At 64.8% G+C, this 19,955-nt stretch carries 17 protein-coding genes; 8 read left to right on the forward strand and 9 right to left on the reverse strand.

The window, feature by feature from the left end; translation table 11 throughout:
- The first annotated feature begins 8 nt into the window (after positions 1-8).
- Entirely contained in the window at positions 9-1,637 is a 1,629-nt protein-coding gene (locus VSX79_RS02740; RefSeq protein WP_179499530.1) for an ArnT family glycosyltransferase, read from the forward strand.
- Between the two features lie 7 nt (positions 1,638-1,644).
- The gene (locus VSX79_RS02745; RefSeq protein ID WP_179499529.1) at positions 1,645-3,375 is read left to right on the forward strand and encodes a glycosyltransferase family protein; all 1,731 of its coding nucleotides are present in this window, start codon (positions 1,645-1,647) and stop codon (positions 3,373-3,375) included.
- A 46-nt stretch (positions 3,376-3,421) separates the two neighbouring features.
- On the opposite strand, the gene VSX79_RS02750 is transcribed toward VSX79_RS02745, so the two are convergent.
- The 5 genes from VSX79_RS02750 to VSX79_RS02770 form a co-directional block, all read right to left on the reverse strand.
- The gene (locus VSX79_RS02750) at positions 3,422-4,267 is read right to left on the reverse strand and encodes a hypothetical protein (RefSeq protein WP_179499528.1); all 846 of its coding nucleotides are present in this window, start codon (positions 4,265-4,267) and stop codon (positions 3,422-3,424) included.
- On the reverse strand, positions 4,260-4,904 hold the full coding sequence (locus tag VSX79_RS02755) for a class I SAM-dependent methyltransferase (protein ID WP_326914348.1): 645 nt from the start codon (positions 4,902-4,904) through the stop codon (positions 4,260-4,262). Before VSX79_RS02755 ends, VSX79_RS02750 begins: the two co-directional genes overlap by 8 nt.
- An 86-nt stretch (positions 4,905-4,990) precedes the next feature.
- Positions 4,991-7,288, reverse strand: coding sequence for a phosphoenolpyruvate--protein phosphotransferase (gene ptsP, locus VSX79_RS02760; RefSeq protein ID WP_326914349.1), 2,298 nt, complete (start codon positions 7,286-7,288; stop codon positions 4,991-4,993).
- An 86-nt stretch (positions 7,289-7,374) separates the two neighbouring features.
- Positions 7,375-8,133, reverse strand: coding sequence for a hypothetical protein (locus tag VSX79_RS02765; RefSeq protein ID WP_326914350.1), 759 nt, complete (start codon positions 8,131-8,133; stop codon positions 7,375-7,377).
- 31 nt (positions 8,134-8,164) lie between these two features.
- Positions 8,165-9,169, reverse strand: coding sequence for an NAD(P)H-dependent flavin oxidoreductase (locus tag VSX79_RS02770; RefSeq protein WP_179499524.1), 1,005 nt, complete (start codon positions 9,167-9,169; stop codon positions 8,165-8,167).
- Positions 9,170-9,359: 190 nt separating this feature from the next.
- Between VSX79_RS02770 and VSX79_RS02775 the strand changes: the two genes are divergently transcribed.
- Both VSX79_RS02775 and VSX79_RS02780 read left to right on the forward strand, forming a co-directional pair.
- Complete coding sequence (locus VSX79_RS02775) at positions 9,360-9,530, forward strand: YezD family protein (protein ID WP_179499523.1); 171 nt, start codon at positions 9,360-9,362, stop codon at positions 9,528-9,530.
- Between the two features lie 90 nt (positions 9,531-9,620).
- Positions 9,621-12,029, forward strand: coding sequence for a TonB-dependent receptor (locus tag VSX79_RS02780; protein WP_326914351.1), 2,409 nt, complete (start codon positions 9,621-9,623; stop codon positions 12,027-12,029).
- 69 nt (positions 12,030-12,098) lie between these two features.
- Here the strand turns inward: VSX79_RS02780 and VSX79_RS02785 are convergent, their stop codons facing one another.
- Positions 12,099-12,254, reverse strand: coding sequence for a hypothetical protein (locus VSX79_RS02785; protein WP_179499521.1), 156 nt, complete (start codon positions 12,252-12,254; stop codon positions 12,099-12,101).
- Positions 12,255-12,618: 364 nt separating this feature from the next.
- Between VSX79_RS02785 and katG the strand changes: the two genes are divergently transcribed.
- Both katG and VSX79_RS02795 read left to right on the forward strand, forming a co-directional pair.
- Positions 12,619-14,817: a catalase/peroxidase HPI gene (katG, locus tag VSX79_RS02790; RefSeq protein ID WP_326914352.1), complete on the forward strand. Its 2,199-nt coding sequence runs from the start codon at positions 12,619-12,621 to the stop codon at positions 14,815-14,817.
- 484 nt (positions 14,818-15,301) lie between these two features.
- Positions 15,302-15,886: an inner membrane-spanning protein YciB gene (locus VSX79_RS02795; protein ID WP_326914353.1), complete on the forward strand. Its 585-nt coding sequence runs from the start codon at positions 15,302-15,304 to the stop codon at positions 15,884-15,886.
- 2 nt (positions 15,887-15,888) lie between these two features.
- On the opposite strand, the gene VSX79_RS02800 is transcribed toward VSX79_RS02795, so the two are convergent.
- On the reverse strand, positions 15,889-17,136 hold the full coding sequence (locus tag VSX79_RS02800) for an aspartate kinase (RefSeq protein ID WP_179499518.1): 1,248 nt from the start codon (positions 17,134-17,136) through the stop codon (positions 15,889-15,891).
- A 159-nt stretch (positions 17,137-17,295) separates the two neighbouring features.
- Between VSX79_RS02800 and ubiG the strand changes: the two genes are divergently transcribed.
- Together ubiG and VSX79_RS02810 are read left to right on the forward strand one after the other, a co-directional pair.
- On the forward strand, positions 17,296-18,021 hold the full coding sequence (gene ubiG / locus VSX79_RS02805) for a bifunctional 2-polyprenyl-6-hydroxyphenol methylase/3-demethylubiquinol 3-O-methyltransferase UbiG (protein ID WP_179499517.1): 726 nt from the start codon (positions 17,296-17,298) through the stop codon (positions 18,019-18,021).
- A complete protein-coding gene (locus VSX79_RS02810) occupies positions 18,018-18,611 on the forward strand; it encodes a YdeI/OmpD-associated family protein (protein ID WP_179499516.1) in 594 nt (197 codons plus the stop codon). The genes ubiG and VSX79_RS02810 overlap by 4 nt, the downstream gene beginning before the upstream one ends.
- 120 nt (positions 18,612-18,731) lie before the next feature.
- On the opposite strand, the gene VSX79_RS02815 is transcribed toward VSX79_RS02810, so the two are convergent.
- On the reverse strand, positions 18,732-19,403 hold the full coding sequence (locus tag VSX79_RS02815; RefSeq protein WP_137754256.1) for a glutathione S-transferase family protein: 672 nt from the start codon (positions 19,401-19,403) through the stop codon (positions 18,732-18,734).
- A 77-nt stretch (positions 19,404-19,480) separates the two neighbouring features.
- Entirely contained in the window at positions 19,481-19,906 is a 426-nt protein-coding gene (locus VSX79_RS02820; protein ID WP_179499515.1) for a hypothetical protein, read from the reverse strand.
- Positions 19,907-19,955 lie beyond the last annotated feature (49 nt).

The raw sequence follows: 19,955 nt of genomic DNA on the forward strand, positions 1-19,955 counted from the left end.
CGACGCGATTGCTTCGCCCGACGGCGGTGCAGATCCTGTGCACGATGCTGGCTCTGGTGCTGCTGCTTCAGGTCGAGCTCGTTTATGCCAAAAGCGTGAACTGGGACGAATTTTTCCATTTCAGCCAGATCCACCAGCATCTGCTCGGGCGTCCGGCGCCATGGCTGCAGGCGCCATTTGTCGCGCTGTTTTTCTGGGTTCCCGCGCTCCCCGGGGATAATATCGACCATATCCAGCTGATCCGGCTTCTCATCCTTCCTTTCGAAATCGCGACGATCGCGGCGATCGCGGGAATGGCGAGCCGCTTTACCGACCGCGAAACGGCGCTGCTTTGCGGGTTGATATACGCGACCGGCGGCTATGTGTTCCTGCACGCCTTCGCGCTGCGGGCCGACATGATCGCGGCCGCCCTGCTGATGGGGGCATTGTGGCTGACCCTCTGCCGCCCGCTGCGCGGCAGGGAAATCGCGCTGATCCTGCTTCTTGTCGGACTGGCCTTCTTTTCCACGATCAAAGCGGTGCTTTACGCGCCCGCCTTTCTGGGCGTCCTGCTGTTCCGGCTGGAGAAGCCCGGTCATCGCCGGGTGTTGGCGAGCGCGGCGATGCTGGTCGCGCTGGCAGGCGTGACGCTGCTCTGGCTGGCACCCCATCTGCCGGCGACCGGGCCGGTCGGCGTTTTGCGCGACGTCGGTGATCTTGGTCGCGCTTCGATCGACCGGATGTTTTCGGGGGGTGTCTTTCCGCAAGGGGCCTGGCTCCTGTTGCAGATCGTCTTTGCGCCGCTGCTGTCGGTCGCCATTCTCGCTACGGTCCTTTACGCCTGTTGGCCCGGCCGCGGCTGGACGGAGCGCATTCTCTTGCTCTCCCTTCTGGCGCCGCTCGCGACGGTCGCCGTCTATCGCAATGCCTTCCCCTATCACTTCGCCTTCATCCTGCCCCCCGCCGTTGTTGCCGTCGCGCCCGTGGTGGGCTGGCTCCGGCAGCGTTACGGCGTCGTTGCCGTGGCTTTCCTTCCGCTCGCCGGCGCGCTGCTGCTGTCGTTCGGGCAGGATCGCGACGTGCTGCCCCGCCAGCGGGCGATCCTGACCGGCATTCAGACCATATTTCCCGCGCCCGTCACCTATATCGACAACAGCGGAATGGCGGGAAATTTCCCGCGCGCGGTGAATCACTTCGCCAGCGGATGGGGACTGGAAAATTACTATCGGGCGGGCGAACCGATTTACAGCGCGGCGCTGAAGGCCGAGCCCGTCCCGATGCTTCTGGCCAATAATGTGGTTCTGCGGGGTCTTTTCCACGACACGTCTTTCGACGGCCGCTTTCTTCCCGAAGACGACAGGATTCTGCGCGAGAATTATATTCCGCATTGGGGACGGCTGTTCGTTGCCGGAAAGGTCATCGCGCCGGGTGAACGGCCGATTGCGGTCGAGATCGCGGTTCCCGGACGCTATACCGTCGAGGGCGGGAGCATCGATATTGACGGGAAACATCATCCCGCCGGCAGCCTGGTCACGCTGGCGAGGGGAATGCACAGCGTCGCGGGGCCACGCGGCGTCGATGTGACCCTGCGTTGGGGCGACGATCTGGACCGACCGGCTTTTGCCTGGCCGAGCGGGCCCATCTTTACGGAGTATTGAAGGGACCATGGACCAGCAGGGGGAAGCCGGGGGCCATCGTGGTGGCGAACCGCTGAAAAGGCATCGCGGGGCGCCGAAGGCGATACCGGCGCTGGACGTCCGCGTCGGAAAATTTCCCGACGCCGGCTCGCTTTTCTGGCCGATGGCGGGGATCGTGCTGGCGCTTGCGGCGCATCTTTATCTCGCGCTCACGCGCGCGATCAACTGGGACGAATTCTATCATTACAGCCAGGTGCAAAAGCTTGCGCAAGGCACGCTGACCGAACCGCTGCAGACGCTCTACACGCGCGCCTTCGTGTGGGCGGTCGATCTGCCGGGTGTCGGCGTCGACCATATCATCACGATCCGGCTCTTCATGTTCCTGTGCGAGATCATCGTCGCGGCGGCGATCTTCGGCGCTGCGTCGCGTTTCGTGGCGCGGGTGCCCGCCATGCTCTGCGCGCTGGCATATCTGACCGCCGGATATGTGCTTCAGCACGGCACCTCCTTCCGTTTCGATGCGCCCGCCGCTGCGATGCTCATGACCGCAACCTGGATATTGCTGCGGTTTCGCCTGACCGCCGGTCCGATTCTTGTCGTCGGCCTGCTTGCCGGCCTGTCGGCGATGCTGACGATCAAGACGATCCTCTATGCACCGGTGTTTCTGGGCGTCGCTTGCCTCCTTTGGTCGGAGGCGGCGGACAAGCGGCGCCTGCTCCTCCGCTTCACCGCGCTCGGCGGCGCCGCGCTCGGTGCATTCGCGCTGATCTATCTCGCGCACGCCAGCAGCCTGGCCGGCAACAGCGACGTCGAGGCGATGAAGGTCGTCTCGCGCGCCGGCGGCAAGATGTTCCACTTTGGTTATGTGACCTATTGGCAATCGCTGGTGAAGGGCGTGCAGCTTTCGGTCGTTCTGGCGCTCGCCATATTGGCGTTTCCGCTCGTCGTCTGGAACGCGGCGCTGCCCAAAGCCGAAAAGCTGGCGTTGACCGGCTTTTACCTGCCGATCCTGACGCTGTTCTTCTATCACAACACCGCGCCCTATTTTTACGTCTATATGCTGCCGCCGGTCACGGTCGCTTGCGGCGTGGTGTTCGCGGTGCTGGTTGCGCGCTACCGCGCGATCGCGGTCGCCGCGCTGCTGCTGCTCGGTGGCGGCTTCGTCCTTTACAAGGAACCGCCGAACCCGATCGAACGCCAGCGCCAGATGCTGCGCGTCGCCGACGCCATGTTCCCGAACGGCGTCTCCTACTTCGACAGTTGCGCGATGCTGGGGCGATTTCCCAAGGCCAATGTGTTCATGACGCCCTGGGGCATCGACCAATATCTTCGCGGCGGCTTTCCGAGCCTCGAGGAAACCATGGCGTCCAAGCCGGTCCCGCTAGTGGTGAACGACGACCATATGTTCGAGGATGCGTTGAACGGCAAAGGCCCGGTGCCCTCTTTCCTTCCCGGCGATCTCGCCGCGATCCGCGATACGTTCGTGCATCTGTGGGGCCCGTTCTGGATCGCCGGCGAGAATATTCCATCCCGCTCGACCGATCATCGCTTCACGATCCGGGTGCCTGGTTCCTACACGGTGGGCGATGCGAGCATCACGATCGGCGATCGCGTGTTCGCGCCCGGTCAATTCGTCCACCTCGACCGCGGCGTCCATCGGGCATCGACCGGTGCTTCGGGCGCCCGGCTGATCTGGGGGCAGGGCATCAAGGTTCCGGCGCAGCTCGACGAGGGCGGTCCCCTTTTCATGCTGTTCTGAATTGCGTTGCCGTCGTGGTATTTGCCGCGCGCCCGGCAAACGCCTTTCAACCCCGGTCGCGGCGTCCCAGCGTCACAAGGCCATATCCAAGGTCGCCGGCGATCGACGATGCGCGCAGCGCCAGCGTTGCCGCCATCAAAGCCGCCGCTGGCAGGCTGGTGCCTGCCAGCGCCAGCAGCGCTGCTTCGCGAACGCCGATGCCGCCCGGTGCGACAGGCACGACAAATCCCGCCAGCCACGCCAGCAGGAACAGCGCGGCGAAATGCGCGAGGGTCGCGCCGGCTGGCAGAACCGCAGCGCCGATCAACGCGGCAGCCGCGGCAAAAGCGCCGAAGGCGATGATCTGGAAGGCCAGCGCGGTCAGTAGCGGCCGGCGCATGGAAAGCGATGCGCCGATGACGATGAGCGCTGCCATGACCGCCGTTACAGGCCAGCGATCGAAGGCCAGGCAGGCGGCGGCGACCGACATGCTGCTGACCAGATGCAGGCCGACCTCGATAGCAACCGACTTGGCGAGCAGTTTATGTTCGATTCCGGTCTTCGCGCCTTCAACCTGGCGGCTCACATATTGGAACACCGACCCCGGCAGATATTTCATCAACACGCCGCGCGCATAGATGCGCGCCATAGCGCGCGGCGGATGGACCCGTTCGGGATCGACGAGTGCGGTCCATCCCAGCGCCAGTGCGCGGTCGGCGGCGGCGAAGAGCAGCGCGGCGCCGAGCATCGCGCCCGCGAAGCTCCACGAAGCGTGCGGCTGGAGTGTCGACCAGTCGAGCCGCCACAGTCGCTCGCCGATGAAGGCGATGCTGGCCGCGAGCGCTAGGCCGCCAACCCATCGCCCGATCCGTTCGAACGACGGCCGGCGCCGCGGCGCGGCGATGTCAGGCATGAAGGATGCTGGTAAAATCGGGATAGGGGACACAATAGGAGCGGCCAAAATGGCGGCGCTCTTTCAGCCCGCAATTTTCGATGGCGCGGCGATAGCGACTGCGGCCGCTGTCATCGAGCAGGATGATGCCGCCCGGCGCTAGATGCGGGATTGCTCGCGCGAGACATTCGGTGCGGCGACGTCCATCGACGACGATCAGGTCGAACGGCGCCCCCGTTTCGTCGATTGCGCCGATATAGGCGTCGCCGTCGAGCTCGCAGTGGTGCAACGCGATATTCTGGAAGCGCGCGACTTCCCTGCTCAGCCGGTGGTGCCATTCGGCATGATGCTCAACGGAGGTGACGTGCGCGGCGTGGCGGGCGAGCCAGATGGTGCTCGCGCCCGCGCCATATTCGAAAACCCGTGCATTCGGACGCGTGCGAAGGAACTGCGCAACGTCGCGTGTCGCGGCGACATTCCACCAGGGCAGACCGAGCGCGATCATGCGTTCGATGTCGTGGATCGCGAGCAGCGAAGCGGCCCAGCGCAACCAGCCATATTCGTCGCTCTGCTGCGCTTCCTCGGCAAGCCTTTCCATCGGGCCGAGGTCGGCGATTTTGTGCATGACCCCGGCGTAGGAACGTTTGACCAATTGCATCATCTTCTCCAGCCTCCCCAATGGGCGCAAGAGTGTATTAACCAAAACATCCCTGTCGAAAGGTTAATTTCGGCGCTGAAGCGTGATCAATCGCCCAGATCGACCTGATGACGCTCTGCCCAGTCCTGATACTGGCCGCGCGGGTTGGCGGCGGGCCGTGCGAGGATCGCCGGCATGTCGGCGCGCAGCGCGCCGAGATCGAGCGAGCGGATCATCGCCTTGACGGGCCCGACGCCGGCCGGGGTGATCGACAGCCGCTCGATGCCGACGCCGAGCAGTGCCATCGCTTCCAGCGGCCGTCCGCCCATCTCGCCGCACACGCCCAGCGCGACCTTCGTTCCCGAGACGACCCGCACGACGCGAGCGAGGTAGCGCATCACCGTCGGCGACAACCAGTCATAGCGCTCGGCGAGCCGCGGATGTGCCCGGTCGGCGGCGAACAGGAATTGGGTCAGGTCGTTGGTCCCGACCGACAGGAAATCGAGGTGCGGCAGCATCAGGTCGAGCGTTTCGACGAGGCCGGGCACTTCCAGCATGGCGCCATAACGGATGGCTGCCGGCAATTTCTTGTTATGCTGCGCGAGCCACGCCCGCTGGCCGACGAACAGGTCGCGCGCCGCTTCATATTCCCACGGCTCGGACACCATCGGGAACATCACGTTGAGCGTCCGTCCCGCCGCCGCTTCCATCAGCGCCCGGGCCTGAACCTTGAGCAGTCCTTCGCGCTCGAGCGCGAGGCGCAGCGCGCGCCAGCCCATCGCCGGATTTTCCTCCTGCGCGCTGTCGCCTACGTTCATATAGGGCAGCGCCTTGTCGCCGCCGATGTCGACCGTGCGGAAGATCACCGGCCGGTCGCCGGCTGCGTCGAGCACGTCGCGGTATAGTCGCTGCTGGCGGTCGCGCGACGGCAGGGTCGCCGACACGAGGAACTGGAATTCGGTGCGGAACAACCCGATGCCCCGCGCGCCGGTCAAGTCGAGCGCCGCGACGTCTTCGCGCAGGCCCGCATTGATCATCAGTTCGATCGGCACACCATCCTTGGTGACCGCGGGCATGTCGCGCAACGAGGCAAGGTTCGCGCGGCGCTTGTGTGAAATCTCCAGCTTTGCGTCGAACGCATCCTGCACCGCCTGCGTCGGCCGGACATGCAACTGGCCGGCCGATGCGTCGAGCAGCAACAGGTCGCCTTCGCGGATCGACGTGCGAACATCGCTGACGCGGCCGATCACCGGCACACCCATCGCGCGCGCGACGATGATGACGTGCGCGGTCAGCGACCCTTCCTCGAGCACGACGCCTTTCAGGCGGCGGCGGTCATATTCGAGCAGCTCGGCGGGGCCGAGGTTGCGCGCGATCAGGATCGAATCCTGGCGCAGGCCCATCTGCGCCGCGGTGCCCATCTGCCCCGACACGATCCGGATCAGCCGGTTCGACAGGTCCTCGAGATCGTGCATGCGGTCGCGCAGCAGGGGATCGTCGATCTGCCGCATCCGCATCCGGGTGCGCTGCTGGACGCGCTCGATCGCCGCCTCTGCGGTCAGCCCGCTGTCGATCGCCTCGTTGATCCGTCGCGACCACCCTTCGTCATAGGCGAACATCTTGTAGGTCTCGATGACCTCTTCATGCTCGCCGCCGACGCCGAAGTCGGCGCTGCTCGCCATGCGGTCGATCTGCTCGCGCATCTTGTCGAAGGCGGCATAGACGCGGTGGCGTTCGGCTTCGGTGTCGTCGGCGACCGTGTGCTCGATCGTGATGCGCGGCTGGTGGAACACCGCGACCCCGGCGCCCATCCCGTCGACCAGCTTCTGCCCGTTCAGCCGCTGCGCCGACTGATCCGCTGCGGCGGCATCGGTGCGCGCGGCGGTATCGACCAGATCAGCGTTGGCGATCAGTTCGGACAGCACCATCGCGACCGTCTGCAGCGTCTCGATCTCGATATCGGCATAACGGCGCGGATCGGCGTGCTGGACGCAGAGGACGCCCACTGCGCGCTCGCGGCGGATGATCGGGACACCGGCAAAGCTGTGGAACAGTTCCTCGCCCGTTTCGGGGCGATAGGAAAAGTCGGGATGCGCCGCCGCTTCGTCGAGGTTCAGCGTCTCGATATGCTCGGCGATCGTGCCCACCAGCCCTTCGCCGAGGCCGAGGCGCGTGACGTGCACGGCCTCCTGCTTCAGCCCGCGCGTCGCGTAAAGTTCGAGCGCGCCGTCGCGCAGAAGGTAGATCGAGCACACCTCGCTGTCGAGGCATTCGCCGATGATGCCGACGACCTGGTTGAGCTTGCCCTGCGCATTGACGCGTGATGCCATCACCTCGTGCAGCCGGGTCAATATGGTGCGCGCCGACTGGGCGGCCGACGAGGGCGGGGGCGGGGCGTTGGTCATCGCCATCCTGCTATCAGAAGGATGCGGCGTGCGCCAATACCTCGCGCGCGATTGTCCGATCTATTCCTATGCGGCCCGAAATTCCGTCAGCGACTCTCGGCCGGATCCGCGGGCATCGTCGCCAGCGCCCCCGGCGTGGTGCCGGTCGTGATCGCCGGGCCGACCGGCATGGCCGGTGCGGGCGCCGTCATGATGGCCGGCGGCGGCGCATATTTCGCGTCCCACGCGATCACATCGGCCTGATATTGGGCATAGGCTTCGTAAAATTCCTTGAACGGCTCGTCGAGCCGCGCGAGGTGCGCGGGCGCCTGTTCGACAAGCTGGTCGGTGGGCGTCGTCGAGACGATCTGGGCGATCTCGTTTGCCCGCGCGCAGAAGTTCCGCTGCGCGGGGGGCTGGGCGAAATAGTTGAACAATTGCGTCGACAGGCGGTCGCGCGGCGCGATGCCGTTGTTCTTGTTTTCCTTCCCGAGATCCTTGATCACCGACTTCTCGGTCGACTTGATCACCTTGCCGTGCGCCTTGATGATATTGTTATAGGCGGAAACCAGCGTCGATTCCTCGATACCGCGGCAACCGATCGCGGCGACGTTGAGCCCGATCTTGAGCTGCCAGAAGGCACGGTCGCCTGTCACGCCGCTGTTCGCGGTGACGAAGCGTCCGTCGATCCCGCGGCCCGGAAGGATCTGCGTCAGCGAAGCATTGCCCGGCGGCAGCGGCCGCGGCGGGATGGTGACGACGACCGGCGGCGGCGGGGGAGGCGGCGGCGGGGGGGGCGGTTTCGGCGCACAGGCGGCAACACTCGCCAGCAGGCCGGCTACGATGATCTTACGCGACAAATTCATGACCACTCCCCAACCGCATCGCCATGCAGCATCAACCCCGAGCGTGCAACGCGGCTTCGGCCTGTTGCACCAGAGATGCGACAATTGCTGCCGCGCTCTCTTCTTCGGATACCATACCGACAGATTGCCCTGCCATTAACGAACCATTTTCGACGTCGCCGTCGATCACGGCGCGGCGCAGCGCGCCCGCCCAATAATGCTCGATCTCGAGTTGGGCTTCGGCCATGTCGACCTCGCCCTTGTCGAGCTTGTTCGCGACTTCGCGCTGCTTTGCGGTGAAGGCTTCGGTCCCGGCATTCTTGAGCGCGCGGACCGGAATGACTGGCAGGCGCGGGTCGATCTGGACGCTCGCGACCGCCTCGCGCGCCGAGGCGCGCAGGAAAGCCTTTTTGAAATTGGGATGCGCGATGCTCTCGGTCGCGCAGACGAAGCGCGTACCGAGCTGGACGCCCGACGCGCCCATCTCCAGATAGGCGGCGATCGCCTCGCCGCGGCCGATGCCGCCGGCGACGAAGATCGGGACTTCGTCGGCGAGCGTGGGCAGGATCTCCTGTGCGAGCACGCTCGTCGACACCGGGCCGATATGGCCGCCCGCCTCCATCCCCTCGATCACCAGGGCGTCGACGCCTGAACGCACAAGCTTCTTGGCGAGCGCCAGCGTCGGAGCGAAACAGATCACCTTCGCGCCCGAGGCCTTGATCGCCTCCAGGCTGCCCTTGGGCGGCAGGCCGCCCGCGAGCACGACATGGCCGACGCCATGCTTGGCGCACACGTCGATCAGGTCGAACAGCTGTGGGTGCATGGTGATCAGGTTGACGCCGAAATTGCGCGTCGCGAGTAGCTTGGTCGCCGCGATTTCGGCGTCGAGCAGTTCGGGCGTCATCGCGCCGCACGCGATCACGCCAAAGCCTCCGGCATTGCTGATCGCGCTGACCAGACGGCGCTCGGAGACCCAGCTCATCGCGCCGCAGAGGATGGCATGGTCGCTGCCGAGAAGTTCGGTCCCGCGCGCCATCAGTTCGTTCATTTTGCTCATTGAGGCTGCCTTTGCCAGCATGGGGACTCGCGCGCAATCCCTGGCGTCGTCGCGCCCGTCGGCCCGTCGCACGCGTGAATCCGTTGGGCGCGACAACCGAACCTTTCGGCGCAAAAAGCAAAACGATCATTGTCAACTAAATCACTTGGGTTATTCTTGTCCGGCGAATCCAGACGGGAAAGGAATATCGATGAGTTCGACCGAGGAGGCCGCGAAAAGCGGCTCTCAACCGCCGCGCCGCGCCATCCAGACGGTGCTCGACGCGCTCGACAAGCTGAAGTTCGGCGCGATCCAGCTGACCGTGCATGAAGGGCGGTTGGTGCAGGTCGATGTGACCGAACGGCACCGCTACCCCAACTGAATTAGACCACTCCCGACGGGGATATTCCCCACTTCAATGCCGCAGACCGGACCGCCGGATGTGGCAATTTTCTTGCAACAGGAAATTGTCATGACCGCAAAATATCCGTCCAACCGCCGGCGCGTACCGGCCAGCCTCTTTACGCTTTCCTTGTTGTTGGCGACCCCCGCCGCCGCGGAAACCACCGGCGATCTCGCTGCCGATGACACCGCCGCGCAGGTCGAGGGCGGCAGCTACGGCGGCGAGATCGTCGTCACCGCGCGCCGTCGCAGCGAAACCGCACAGGACGTGCCGATCGCAATCTCGGTCGTCGCGGGCGAACAGATCGACAATACGGGCAGCTTCAACGTCGGCCGGTTGACGCAGCTCACGCCGACGCTGCAATTCTATTCGTCGAACCCGCGCAATACCGCGGTCAATATCCGCGGCATCGGCGCGCCGTTCGGGCTCACCAACGACGGGATCGAACAGGGTGTCGGCATCTATGTCGACGACGTCTATTATTCGCGCGTCGCCTCTTCGACCTTCGATTTCCTCGATGTTGCGCAGATCGAGGTGCTGCGCGGGCCGCAGGGTACGCTCTATGGCAAGAATACCACCGCCGGCGCGATCAACATCACCACCAACCAGCCGAGCTTCGATTTCGAGGGCAAGGCCGAGGTCAGCATCGGCAACCTGAATTTCAAGCAGGCGAAGGCCGCGATTTCGGGTCCCTTGTCCGATACGCTCGCTGCGCGCGTCGCGATCTCGTCGACCAGCCGCCGCGGCACGATCCATAACGTCGTCACCGACCGTTATATCCAGAGCCAGGACAATATCGGCATTCGCGGGCAATTGCTCTGGCGGCCGGCCGGCAATCTCGACATCACGCTCGCCGGCGACTGGAACCGGCAGGAAGCGGTGTGCTGCGGCTCGGTCTTCGTTCGCACCGGCGCGACGCAGCGGCCGCTGAACCGCCAGTTCGCCGCTCTCGCCGCGGCACAGGGCTATGCGTTTCCCAGCGACAATCCCTATGACCGGCTCACCGATCTCGATGCCAGCCTGAATGCGGGCAACGAGATCGGCGGCGCCTCGCTGCGCATCAAATGGGATGTCGGGCCGGGCACGCTGACGTCGGTCACGGCGTGGCGCTATTGGGACTGGCAGCCCGAAAACGATCGCGACTTCACCGGTCTGCCGATCGTCACCAAGTCGCAGAATCCGTCGCAGCAGGACCAGTACACGCAGGAATTGCGCTATAATTACACCGGCGATCGCGTCGATTTCGTCGTCGGCGGCTTTTATTATTTCCAGCGCATCGACACGCAGGGTACAGAGGCCCACGGTCCGGCGTCGAGCCGCTGGACGCTCAATCCGACGAGCGCCCTGTCGAACGATCCTTCGGTGCTCGACGGCCTGGCCGCCATCAACGCGCAGTATCTCAAGAACACCAGCGCGGCCCTGTTCGGCCAAATGAGCTGGAAGGTCACCGACCAGTTCACGATCCAGCCCGGCGTCCGGCTGAACTATGACAAGAAGGACGGCTATTATCGCCGCCTCGTCTTTGCCGGCGACGGTTCGCCGGTGACGGCGGGCCTGACCGATCCGGTATCGGTCGCGCGGCTCGGCGTATTTACACCGCAGGAATATGCGCCGTCGTTCAGCGACTGGAACTTCAGCTACGACCTCACCGCGACGTGGAAGGCGGCGGACGACCTGCTTTTCTATGCGACCTATGCGAAGACGTTCAAATCGGGCGGGATCAACCAGAATGGCGTGCCCAACGGCGCCGACGGAAACCCGATCCTCGCCGCCGCAACGGTGAAGCCCGAATCGGTCAATCATTATGAGGCCGGGGCGAAGTCCGAATTCTGGGACCGGCGCATCACCCTGAACCTCACGGCCTTTCGCACCGACATCAAGAATTTCCAGGCCAATGTGAACAACGGCCAGCTCGGGGTGCTGCGCGGCTATCTCGCCAATGCGGGCAAGGTACGCACCCAAGGCGCCGAATTCGATTTCTCGGTCCGGCCGAGCGAGCGGTTTCGGGCCTATGCCAATGGCGCCTACACCGATGCCGAATATGAACGCTTCGTCGATGCGCCTTGCCCGCCCGAGCTGTCCGGTGGGACCAGCAGTCCGCCGAACTGCGACATTTCAGGGCAGCGCCTGCCGGGCGTGTCGAAATGGGCCATTTCCTTTGGCGCCGAGGCGAACGCCGAATCCAGTCTTTTCGGCAAGGATGGTCAATTTTATCTGGGTTACGACGGCAGCTATCGTTCGGACTGGTCGTCGAACCCGTCGCCGTCGGCTTACACCTGGATTGATGGCTATTCGCTTTCGAACTTTCGCGCCGGGTTCCGGACGGAGGTCGGGTTCGACATCTTTGGCTGGGTGCGCAACGCTTTCGGCCGGGATTACCTCAAGCAGCTGAGTGTCGGTCCGGGCAATACCGGTTTGATCACTGGCCTGCCGGGCGATCCCCGGACTTGGGGCGCGACGATCAAGGCGGGCTTCTGATCTTTGTCCTGCCGGCAAATGAAAAGGGCGGCCCCGCAGGGTCGCCCTTTCTCATGCAGCCTGAGAAAATCAGCGCTGCTGCGGGTTCTTGTTGCGATCCTGATCGGAACGCTGACCGTCCTGCTGGCGATCCTGGCCACCCTGCTGTTGCTGCTGGCGGCGCTGTTCTTCGTCGCGGTCAGCCTGCGGGTTTTTCTCGTTCTGCTGGTTGGGGGTGTTAGCCACTTTCCATCTCCTTTTGCCGCGCCATGCCATCATGCCGCGACATCCGATCAACCCCCCGGCAGTGCCAGATGTTCCACCTTGGAGCCGGGGCGTGGCTGGCGCGGGACGGGCGCCCGGCGTTCCGGCAACCGGATGTCCGCCTGATCGGTTCATTCGATGACTATATTCAGCTTATTCGTTTAGGTCGATTGGACGCGTGGGCCTATCGTCGTCGGGTCAGAACGAAAGGATGACGCCATCGACTCGACGCCTGCCCGCGCCGACCGTCCTTCAGAGGCCCTCGGAAACCACCGTTTTCGCCGCCGCGTCACGCGCCCGTCATCCCGTCCGGTCATCAACGCATAATCAAAAGAGGAGAGACTGCATGAACGACCCCACCCCCATCGATCCCGCCGGCGGCTGCCCGGTCCACCAGCCCGGCGGCGTCCGCGCGCTGCTCGGCCGCACCAACAAGGACTGGTGGCCCGAGATGCTGGCGACCGAGATCCTGAACCCCAATGGCCCGTCGAACCCGATGGGCGAGGATTTCGACTATGCCGCGGCGTTCAAGTCGCTCGACTATCAGGCGCTGAAGGCGGACCTCACCGCGCTGATGACCGACAGCCAGCCCTGGTGGCCGGCCGACTACGGGCATTACGGCCCCTTCTTCATCCGCATGGCGTGGCACGCCGCCGGAACCTATCGCACCGCCGACGGCCGCGGCGGCGCCAACAGCGGGCAGCAGCGCTTCGCGCCGCTCGACAGCTGGCCCGACAACGGCAACCTCGACAAGGCGCGCCGCCTGCTTTGGCCGATCAAGCAGAAATACGGCAACAAGATCAGCTGGGCCGACCTGTTCATCCTGACCGGCAATGTCGCGATCGAAAGCATGGGTGGTCCGGTCTTCGGCTTCGGTGGCGGCCGCGCCGACGTGTTCGAGCCCGAGCGCGACATTTATTGGGGCAGCGAAGACAAATGGGTCAACGAGGGGGTGCAGACGCGCATCGCTCCCGAACATGGCATGCACGAGATCGAGGGTCCGCTTGCGGCAATCCAGATGGGCCTGATTTACGTCAATCCCGAAGGACCGGGCGGCAACCCCGATCCGCTCCAGTCGGCGCGCGACATCAAGGAAACCTTTCACCGCATGGCGATGGACCATGAGGAGACCGTCGCGCTGACCGCGGGCGGCCACACCTTTGGCAAGGCGCACGGCAATGGCGACGCGTCGTTGCTAGGTAAGGCCCCCGCGGGCGGCGATCTCGTCGCGCAGGGCTTCGGGTGGGTCAGCGGTCATGAAAGCGGCGGCATCGGAGAGCATACGGTCACCAGCGGGCTCGAAGGCGCGTGGGTGAACACGCCGACGACATGGAGCGAGAATTATTTCCGCCTGCTGCTCGACTATGAATATGAGCTGGTGAAATCGCCCGCCGGCGCGCAGCAGTGGCAGCCGATCAACCAGAAGGAAGAGGATATGGCGCCCGCCGCCTGGGACTCGTCCAAGAAGGTTCCGACGATGATGACCACCGCCGACATGGCTCTGAAGGTCGATCCGGAGTTCCGCAAGATCAGCGAGAAGTTCCGGACCGATCATGAAGCGTTCAAGGAGGCTTTCGCGCGCGCCTGGTTCAAGCTGACCCACCGCGACATGGGGCCCAAGATCCGTTATCTCGGCCCCGAAGTCCCCGCCGAAGACCTGATCTGGCAGGATCCGGTTCCTGCCGGCACGATGCCGTCCGATGCCGACGTCAAGGCGGTGAAGGACAAGATCGCCGCGAGCGGCCTGACCGTCAGCCAGCTGGTCAAGACCGCGTGGGCCTCGGCCAGCACCTATCGCAAGTCCGACTTCCGCGGCGGCGCCAATGGCGCGCGCGTGCGGCTGGCGCCGCAGAAGGACTGGGAGGTCAACGAGCCCGCGATGCTGGCGAAGGTGCTCGATACGCTCGACGGGCTGCGCGGCAATATGTCGATGGCCGACGCGATCGTGCTTGGCGGGGTCGTCGGTCTGGAAAAGGCGATCAAGGATGCGGGCTTCAACGTGCCCGTGCCCTTCACCGGCGGTCGCGGCGACGCGACCGCGGAGCAGACCGACGCCGACAGCTTTGCGGTGATGGAACCCGAAGCCGACGCGTTCCGCAACTATCTGGGCAAGAAGAAGCTGGCGGTTAAGACCGAGGAAATGATGCTCGACCGGGCGTCGCTGCTCGGCCTGTCGGTACCCGAAATGACGGTGCTGGTCGGGGGGCTCCGCGTCCTCGGCGCCAATCACGGCGAGCGCGGGCATGGTCACTTCACCAAGCGATCGGGCCAGCTGACCAACGACTTCTTCGTCAACCTGCTCGACATGACCAATGTGTGGAAGGCCGTCGATGGATCGGACGACCAGGAATATGTCGCGACCGACCGCAAGGGTGGCGGCGAGACCTGGCGCGCAACGCGTGCCGACCTGATCTTCGGTTCGAACTCGGAACTGCGCGCAGTCGCCGAAGTCTATGCCGAGACGGGTCATGAGGAAAAGTTCGTCAAGGACTTCGTCAAGGCCTGGACCAAGGTGATGAACGCCGACCGTTTCGACCTCGCCTGATCTTTGGCGCCGCTGCCCGTGCATCATGCCGCACGGGCAGCGGCAGCCGTTGACGACGGGTCGCGACCCGCCCCCGGGGACATGGGCCTGGGGGCGGGTCTTTCTTTTTGCGATGCTGAATGCGTAGGCCCATTGCGATCGCGCGATCCCATGCGGCGGCGAAGCTGGCGACCTGTGGCCGCTCACGCAGGCGATAGGCCAAGGCGCGGCCCATGCCGCCGCGCGGTGGTCCTGCCGGGGGACGGGAACCCCGGCGAAAGCCGGGTCCCAGTGCGGGAATATGCCGGGTTAGCGTCCTCTTTCTGGACCCCGGCCTTCGCCGGGGCACACATCTCCATCGGCCACCTCCGGCCGCAGGCGGCCGTTCGTGTGGCACCTTTCATCGCGGGCAATGTTAACAATGTAAATTTAGCCTTGACTGCATGGCTCGCGATGGGCAATGTTTACGACGACAACATTGATTCGCGGAAAAAGAGGATGCACCATGCGGACGCTGTTTTACGCCATCGGCCCGATGCTGTTCGACTCGCTCGGCATCATCGTTTTTGCGGTTTTGCTGGCCGTGGGTGCCGGAATCGTCGCCGCCACGGTCGCCGGCTCGATCGTGGCGATCGCGGTCGTCGGCTATGAACTCGCGCGTGGGCACAAGGTCGCGGCGCTGCAGTGGATCAGCCTTGCCTCGGTGCTCTTCACGGCGGCGGCGACGCTTTTCACCGGCGATCCGCGCTTCGTGATGGCGAAGCCGACGATCGTCTATCTGATCGTCGGCACCGTGATGCTGCGCAAGGGGTGGCTCAACCGGTATATCCCGCCCGAGCAACTGGCGATGGTCGGTGACGTGATGGACCGTTTCGGCATGATCTGGGCGGCGCTGATGTTCACAAGCGCGGGGCTCAATCTCGTCATCGCGCTGTTCTTCACCCAATGGTGGCCGCTGTTCATCGGGATTTTCCCGCTGGCGTCGAAATTCGGCCTGTTCGCAATCCACATCGCGGTGGTGCATGTCATCACGCAGGCACGGCTGCGCCGCCGCGCGGGCAGCGAGCTGAAGCCGCTCGCTGCCGAATAGGGTCAGTCGGCGTCGAGCCCGTAAGCGGTGTGCAGCACGCGCACCGCGAGTTCGGTTTCATCCTCGTCGATCAGAACGCTGACCTTGATCTCGCTGGTCGAGATCGCCTGGATGTTGATACCCCGGTCCGCAAGCGCACGGAACATCGTGCTCGCGACCCCGGCGTGACTTTTCATGCCCACGCCGACGACACTGATCTTCGCGACCTTGTCGTCGCTGATGATGCGGTTGAAGCCGATCTTGTCCTTCGCACCTTCGAGCAGGTCGATCGAACGCAGCAGGTCGGTGGCGGGAACGGTAAAGGTCACGTCGGTCTCGCCTTTTTCGCGGCCGACATTCTGGATGATCATATCGACGTTGATCCCCGCCGCGGCGAGCGGGCCGAAGATGTTGGCGACCGCACCGGGCTTGTCGGGGACGCGCGTGACGATGATCTTCGCTTCATTCTTGTCGTGGGCGATGCCGGTGATCAGCTGCCGTTCCATCTGATGTTCCTCTATTTCCTCGTCGCTGACGATCATCGTGCCTTTTTTTGGAGCCTCGTCGCCCTCGACGAAGCTCGATAGGACCTGCACGCGCACGCCCATCTTCATCGCGAGCCCGACCGAGCGCGTCTGGAGCACCTTGGCGCCGACGCTCGCGAGCTCGAGCATTTCCTCATAGGTGACATAGTCGAGCTTGCGCGCGCGCGCGACGATGCGCGGGTCGGTGGTGTAGACGCCGTCGACGTCGGTGTAGATGTCGCAGCGGTCGGCCTTCACCGCCGCCGCCACGGCGACCGCGCTGGTGTCCGACCCGCCACGGCCGAGCGTCGCGAGGCGGCCGTCGTCCATCATGCCCTGGAAACCGGGGATCACCGCGACCTCGCCGCGTGCCATCGCGGCGGTCAGCGCGCCGGTGTCGATGTCGACGATGCGCGCGCGGGCGTGCGCCTCCTCGGTGCGGATCGGCAGCTGCCAGCCGAGCCAGCTGCGCGCGGGGACACCCATCGCCTGCAGCGTGAGCGCGAGCAGGCCCGAGGTCACTTGCTCGCCCGCCGCGACGACGACGTCATATTCGGCGGGGTCGTAGCGCGGGTTCGCCTCGCGGCAGAAATTGACGAGCCGGTCGGTCTCGCCCGCCATGGCGGAGACGACGACCGCGACTTCGTTGCCATTCGCCACTTCGCGGGCGACAAGTTTCGCCACGGTGCGAATCCGCTCGGTGCCCGCCATCGACGTGCCCCCGAATTTCATCACGATCCGCGCCATGTCGCCCCGCTTTCCTGATCTGGTTTCAGCCGCAACTTTTCCAAGCATTTCCGCGGCGCCCGCGTCGTTACGGAAGGGGGAGGGCGATGGCAAGCGCGCGAACACGCGCACGCGATAGAATTTCTTGCATGGCGTGAGGCACGGTGCCACATCGCGGGCATGAGTGCCGCGACGATCAACCCGCACGAAGCCGCCCATTTCGGAGCGCTCGCCGCCGACTGGTGGGACCCGCACGGATCGTCGGCCATGCTGCACAAGCTCAATCCGGTGCGGCTGGCCTATATTCGCGACCGGATCGATGCGCATTGGCATGTCGATGCGCGCGAACGTCACGCGCTCGCGGGGCGGAGCGCGATCGATGTCGGATGCGGTGCGGGGCTGCTCGCCGAACCGCTCGCGCGCATGGGCGCAAGGGTCACGGGCGTCGATGCGGCGCCGGAGAATATCGCGGCGGCGCGCGAGCATTCGGCTGGGCAGGGGCTCCCGATCGACTATTTTGCGGGCGAACTCGCTGCGCTTCCCCCGGCAAAGTTCGACCTCGTGACTTCGATGGAAGTTGTCGAGCATGTTACCGATCCCGCCGCGTTCATTGGCGAGCTTGCGGCGCGGCTTGCGCCCGGCGGGCTGATGATCCTCTCGACCCCGAACCGCACGATGCTGTCGAAGCTTCTGCTCGTCGAAGCCGCCGAGCGCGTCGGCGCGGTGCCGCGCGGGACGCACGACTGGGATCAGTTCCTGAAGCCCGAGGAACTGACGAAGCTGCTCGAAGGCGCGGGGATCGAGGTCGTCGACCGCACCGGCCTGTCGCCGTCCGCGGCCAAGGGCTTCAAGCTCGGCGGCAGCGAGGCGCTCAACTATCTGGTCGCGGCGAGACACGCGGGGTGAGCCGCGACCCGCGCGTCGATGCCTATATCGCGAAGCGGCAGCCCTTCGCGCAGCCGATCCTGAACCATCTGCGCGAGCTCGTGCACACCCATGCCCCGGGCGCTGAGGAAACGCTGAAATGGGGCGTGCCGCATTTCGTGCTGAATGGGCAGAATCTGGCGGGCATGGCGGCGTTCAAGGAACATGCGACCTTCGGTTTCTGGCGCGACGAGGAAGTCACGGGATCGCCGCGCGATACCGGCGCTATGGGCAGCATGGGGCGGCTGGCGTCGCTGGCCGACCTGCCCGCCGACAAGATGATGGCGGCCTATATTGCGAAAGCCGCGGCGCTCTGTGGCGAAGGGAAACCGAAGCGCCCGCCACCGAAGCCCAGGCCGGCGCTTGATTTGCCGGATGATCTCGGCGCGGCGCTCAAGGCCGATGCCGCTGCGCAGGGCCATTGGGATGTCTTCTCGCCGGGCAAGCGGCGCGATTATATCGAATGGGTGCTCGAGGCGAAGCGCGAGGAAACGCGGGTGAAGCGCATTGAAACGATCGTCGCGCAGGTTGCCGAGGGCAAGGACCGGAACTGGAAATACAAGGGGTGCTAGCGCCTCAAAACCGCTTGCCCTGAGCTTGCCGAAGGGCCGTTCTTTCTTTTCACGTCCAAAGGAAGGAAGGGCGGTGCTTCGACAAGCTCAGCACGAACGGATTTTTGGGGTCCGTCTGCCCTAAAAATCGACATCCTCATAATATTTCGGCGGCGTCACGATCTCCATCCGTTCGGCCAGCAGCGGGCGGAAACTGGGGCGCGACTTCAACCCCGAATACCAGCCCTTGGTCTGTTCGTGCCCCGTCCAGTCGATGCCGCCGAGATAATCGGCGACCGAGATATGCGCGGCGGCGGTCAGGTCGGCGAGGCTCATCGTCGCGCCGGCGAGCCAGGTGCGGTGGTCGATGAGATAGTCGACATAATCGAGATGGTTGTTCGCCGCCTTCATCGCCTCGCGCAGCGCGCCGCCGTCGGGCGGCTGGCGGTGGACGATGCGCTTCTGCATCCGTTCGAAGAGCAAGGGTCCGGTGACTTCATAATAAAAATCATGGTCGAACCAGGCGGTCAGCCGGCGGATCTCGGCGCGGTTGGCGGCGGTGCCGTTGATCATCGCCTTGCCTTCGACGGTTTCCTCGAAATATTCGGCGATCGCCATGCTGTCCATCAGCACCTGCCCGCGCGCCTGATCGACCATCACCGGGGTGCGGCCGGCCGGATTCAGGTCGATGAATTCGTCGCGGCGTTCCCACGGCGATTCGCGCACCAATTCATATCCGACGCCCTTTTCGCCCAGCAAAAGACGAACCTTGCGCGAAAAGGGACAGAGCGGGAATTGATAGAGTTGCCACATGGCTCCGGCATAGCGGCAGCGGGGCAGCCCGCGCAACGGCTATGGCGTGCGGCGGGCGGTCGATCGTGGATTAAGCGTCAGCGGCGCGCCGCTTCGCGTTCGCGTTCCCACTGGGCGGCAAGGTCGCGCGCCATATCCTTGAGGACGGGGGCATAAGCCGCGATAGCCGATGCGGCATGACCTGCCATGCGCGTGGTCGCGCGGACGTCGTCGCCCATGCGTTCGGCATAATAGGGATCGCGCCCCGTCACTTCGCCGAGCGTCGCATCGGGCGGAATATAGGCGGCGTCGGATTCGGGGTCGATCTGCGCAACGGCTTTCGCGAGCGGGCCGACCTGCATCTGCATCAGCGCGCCGACCATCGCGGTGATCGTTTCGGCCATCCGGTCCTGCGCCACCGGATCGTTCAGCGTCGCGACGGTATCGTTCATTTCGCTGGCGGCCGCGGGCAATGGCGCGGCGCACGCGAACAGGGGGAGGGCGATCAGGGCAATACGGGTCATGGCTCCATCCTTTCAAAGGACGAGGGGGATCAGCGTGGGGTGTCCTTAC

This window comes from Sphingopyxis chilensis, from assembly GCF_035930445.1.
GTDB classification, from domain to species: Bacteria; Pseudomonadota; Alphaproteobacteria; order Sphingomonadales; family Sphingomonadaceae; genus Sphingopyxis; species Sphingopyxis chilensis.

Bases quoted from the DNA above. Each gene is read 5' to 3' on its own strand.
- VSX79_RS02745 (WP_179499529.1), top strand. From the start codon at position 1,645: ATGGACCAGCAGGGGGAAGCCGGGGGCCATCGTGGTGGCGAACCGCTG.
- VSX79_RS02750 (WP_179499528.1), bottom strand. From the start codon at position 4,267: ATGCCTGACATCGCCGCGCCGCGGCGCCGGCCGTCGTTCGAACGGATC.
- VSX79_RS02755 (WP_326914348.1), bottom strand. From the start codon at position 4,904: ATGCAATTGGTCAAACGTTCCTACGCCGGGGTCATGCACAAAATCGCC.
- ptsP (WP_326914349.1), bottom strand. From the start codon at position 7,288: ATGACCAACGCCCCGCCCCCGCCCTCGTCGGCCGCCCAGTCGGCGCGC.
- VSX79_RS02765 (WP_326914350.1), bottom strand. From the start codon at position 8,133: ATGAATTTGTCGCGTAAGATCATCGTAGCCGGCCTGCTGGCGAGTGTT.
- VSX79_RS02770 (WP_179499524.1), bottom strand. From the start codon at position 9,169: ATGAGCAAAATGAACGAACTGATGGCGCGCGGGACCGAACTTCTCGGC.
- VSX79_RS02775 (WP_179499523.1), top strand. From the start codon at position 9,360: ATGAGTTCGACCGAGGAGGCCGCGAAAAGCGGCTCTCAACCGCCGCGC.
- VSX79_RS02780 (WP_326914351.1), top strand. From the start codon at position 9,621: ATGACCGCAAAATATCCGTCCAACCGCCGGCGCGTACCGGCCAGCCTC.
- katG (WP_326914352.1), top strand. From the start codon at position 12,619: ATGAACGACCCCACCCCCATCGATCCCGCCGGCGGCTGCCCGGTCCAC.
- VSX79_RS02795 (WP_326914353.1), top strand. From the start codon at position 15,302: ATGCGGACGCTGTTTTACGCCATCGGCCCGATGCTGTTCGACTCGCTC.
- VSX79_RS02800 (WP_179499518.1), bottom strand. From the start codon at position 17,136: ATGGCGCGGATCGTGATGAAATTCGGGGGCACGTCGATGGCGGGCACC.
- ubiG (WP_179499517.1), top strand. From the start codon at position 17,296: ATGAGTGCCGCGACGATCAACCCGCACGAAGCCGCCCATTTCGGAGCG.
- VSX79_RS02815 (WP_137754256.1), bottom strand. From the start codon at position 19,403: ATGTGGCAACTCTATCAATTCCCGCTCTGTCCCTTTTCGCGCAAGGTT.
- VSX79_RS02820 (WP_179499515.1), bottom strand. From the start codon at position 19,906: ATGACCCGTATTGCCCTGATCGCCCTCCCCCTGTTCGCGTGCGCCGCG.